The sequence below is a fragment of the Roseovarius sp. PS-C2 genome (assembly GCF_018862045.1).
Classification (GTDB): Bacteria; Pseudomonadota; Alphaproteobacteria; order Rhodobacterales; family Rhodobacteraceae; genus Roseovarius.
Genome location: NZ_JAHKSQ010000030.1, coordinates 1 through 2,496 on the forward strand (window position 1 = coordinate 1; position 2,496 = coordinate 2,496).

Below are 2,496 nucleotides of genomic sequence, written 5' to 3' on the forward strand. Positions count from 1 at the left end.
TGTTGATTTCCGCTGAGAAGTGACCCGGTAGCTCACCAAATTTCCACTGAGAATTGACCCATGTGAACACGTTGCCCTGACGGATTCGGTCGGGGAGATATGGAGTGATCGACATGGGATTTTTGAGTGTTATCCGACGCTGGGCATTGCGTGACAAAATGCCAATCCGCGAGATTTCAAGGCGCACGGGCCTGTCTCGCAACACCATCAGGAAGTACCTGCGCGAGGGCGCGGTGGAGCCGAAGTTCAAGACGCCATCGCGGCCGAGCAAGCTGGATCCGTATGCGGATCTTCTGTCTGCTTGGTTGCTGGCACAGACGCGCAAGCCCCGCAAAGAGCGGCGGACTGTGACCCAGATGCATGCCGATTTGGTGAAGCTGGGATATGACGGGTCCTACGGGCGTGTGGCAGCCTTTGCCCGCGCCTGGCGCGCAGATCGTCACCAAGCAGAACAGACAACGGGACGCGGCACCTATGTGCCCCTGGTGTTCCAGCCGGGGGAAGCTTTCCAGTTTGACTGGAGCGAGGACTGGGCCAGTATTGGCGGCGAGCGGGTCAAACTTCAGGTCGCCCATATCAAGCTATCACACAGCCGAGCTTTCCTGGTGCGGGCCTACCCGCTTCAAACCCATGAGATGCTGTTCGACGCCCACTGGCATGCTTTCCGCGTGTTCGGCGGCGTGCCTGGTCGCGGGATCTACGACAATATGAAGACGGCGGTGGATCGTGTGGGCCGAGGCAAACAGCGAGACGTCAATGCCCGCTTCAAGGCCATGGCCAGCCACTACGTCTTTGAACCCGAGTTCTGCAACCCCGCGGCGGGTTGGGAGAAGGGCCAAGTCGAGAAGAACGTCCAGGATGCGCGCAACCGCCTTTGGCAGGTCATGCCATTCTTTAAGGGTCTGGACGAACTGAACCAATGGCTGGAGGACCGCTGCATTGCCCTATGGGCCGAGACATCGCACAAGGCTTTGTCCGGCACGATCGCCGATGTGTGGGAGGCGGAGAAGCCCACATTGATGGCGTTGCCGCCTGCCTTCGATGGATTTGTGGAGCACAGTAAACGGGTGTCACCGACATGCCTGATCACCTTCGAGCGTAATCGCTACAGCGTTCCGGCCAGCTTTGCGAACCGCCGTATCAGCCTGCACGTGTATCCCGAACGGCTGGTCGTCGTGGCGGAAGGCCAAACCGTTTGTGCCCATGAGCGCATCATCGAGCGGTCGCACCACAAGCCAGGCAGGGTCATCTATGATTGGCGGCACTATCTGGCAGTCATCCAGCGCAAACCCGGCGCCCTGCGCAATGGTGCGCCGTTTATCGAGATGCCCGACGCCTTCCGCCGCCTGCAGGATCATATGTTGCGCAAGGAGGGCGGTGATCGGGAGATGGTCGATATCCTGTCCCTGGTTTTGCACCACGATGAAGACGCCGTTCTGTGTGCTGTGGAACTCGCGCTGGAAGCAGGCGTGCCCACCAAGACGCATGTCCTGAACCTCCTGCACAGGCTGATCGACAAGAAGCAGACAGGCTTGCCAGAGATCGATCCGCCAGAGGCGCTGGCCTTGGACATGACGCCGAAGGCCAACGTCCATCGCTACGATGATCTGAGACAGGCCAAGGGGAAACGCCATGCGTCATGATCCAGCAGGTGCCTCAATCGTGATCATGCTGCGTAGCCTGAAGCTGCATGGCATGGCGCAAGCCGTTGATGATCTGGTTGTGCAGGGTGCACCAGCGTTCGAAGCGGCAACGCCGATGTTGTCCCAACTTCTCAAGGCGGAAATTGCAGAGCGCGAAGTTCGCTCTATTGCCTACCAAACCAAGGTGGCACGCTTTCCGTCCTACAAAGACCTCGCAGGTTTTGACTTCAAAGCCAGCGAAGTCAATGAAGCCACCGTCCGTCAGCTGCACCGCGGCACCTTCATGGAAAACGCCGAGAATGTTGTCCTGATCGGCGGGCCTGGAACGGGCAAGAGCCACATTGCAACGGCCATCGGCGTGCAGGCCATCGAGCATCACAGATGCAAGGTGCGCTTCTACTCGACCGTCGAACTCGTCAATGCGTTGGAACAGGAAAAGGCGCTCGGGAAGGCCGGCAAATTGGCTGAAATGCTGACCAAGATCGACTTGGTCATCCTCGATGAACTCGGCTACCTGCCGTTCAGTTCATCCGGCGGCGCGCTACTCTTCCATCTGTTGAGCAAACTTTACGAGCGCACCAGCGTGATCATCACCACGAACCTCAGCTTCTCCGAATGGGCCCAGGTCTTCGGGGACGCCAAGATGACAACCGCACTGCTGGATCGGCTCACACACCGCTGCCACATCCTCGAAACCGGCAATGACAGCTATCGATATAAAGCCAGCTCAGAGGCCGCAAAGAAAAAGAGAAAGGAGACGCCTGCATTGACCACAACATGACCGCTGAGACATAAACAAGGGTGGGTCAGTTCTCGGTGAAAATACCGGGTCACTTCTCAGCAGAAATCAACA

General features: G+C 58.3%; 2 protein-coding genes. Both read left to right on the top strand.

Going from position 1 to position 2,496, the window contains the following annotated elements; genetic code table 11:
• Positions 1-113: 113 nt before the first annotated feature.
• Positions 114-1,643, top strand: a complete 1,530-nt coding sequence (gene istA / locus KPG71_RS19505) for an IS21 family transposase (RefSeq protein ID WP_216340417.1) — start codon at positions 114-116, stop codon at positions 1,641-1,643.
• On the top strand, positions 1,633-2,424 hold the full coding sequence (gene istB, locus KPG71_RS19510) for an IS21-like element helper ATPase IstB (protein ID WP_216340415.1): 792 nt from the start codon (positions 1,633-1,635) through the stop codon (positions 2,422-2,424). Before istA ends, istB begins: the two co-directional genes overlap by 11 nt.
• Positions 2,425-2,496: the final 72 nt, after the last annotated feature.

What these genes read in the sequence shown, in the direction of transcription:
- istA (WP_216340417.1), top strand. Translation starts at nt 114, where the DNA reads ATGGGATTTTTGAGTGTTATCCGACGCTGGGCATTGCGTGACAAAATG.
- istB (WP_216340415.1), top strand. Translation starts at nt 1,633, where the DNA reads ATGCGTCATGATCCAGCAGGTGCCTCAATCGTGATCATGCTGCGTAGC.